Source organism: Oleiphilus sp. HI0043, assembly GCF_001634935.1.
Genome location: NZ_LWEY01000376.1, coordinates 1 through 609, shown reverse-complemented (window position 1 = coordinate 609; position 609 = coordinate 1). Strand labels below are relative to the sequence as shown.

Genomic DNA, 609 nt, shown 5'->3' with positions numbered 1-609 from the left:
TTTAATGGTTGGGCAAGAGCTACCTATTTGGGAGTTTGAGGATGTTGGCGATAACTGGTGCAAGGTAAAGGAGGAGGGTGTTGCACCTGTTATTGCAATTCCTACAACAGCTGGAACAGGTTCAGAGGTTGGTCGTGCTTCTGTCATTACTGATTCAGAAAAACACCTAAAGAAGATTATATTCCACCCAAAGATGCTACCAGTGCTAGTGATATTGGACCCCAACGTAACGACAGGTTTGCCAGCTAAAATTACCGCTGCAACGGGCTTGGATGCCTTATCACATTGCCTTGAAGCTTTTTGCTCACCTTCTTACCACCCGATGGCTGAGGGTATTGCGCTTGAAGGTATGCGCCTGATTAAAGAAAATCTCCAGCTTGCATACGAAAATGGCGATAACCTAGAAGCGCGGATGCATATGCTGGTTGCTTCAAGTATGGGGGCTGCAGCGTTCCAGAAAGGTTTGGGAGCGATGCATGCTATCGCACATTCTATAGGTGCAACATATGGTGCGCATCATGGTCTTCTAAATGCTATTTTGATGCCTTATGTCCTCGAAGAGAATTATAGTGAAATCAAAACAAAGCTCGGGCGCGCCGCGAGATATCT

General features: G+C 46.1%; 1 protein-coding gene. It reads left to right on the top strand.

The window, feature by feature from the left end:
- Window positions 1–609, top strand: a 609-nt coding sequence (locus tag A3729_RS05120; RefSeq protein WP_156497682.1) for an iron-containing alcohol dehydrogenase, incomplete at both ends; no start/stop codon positions are given.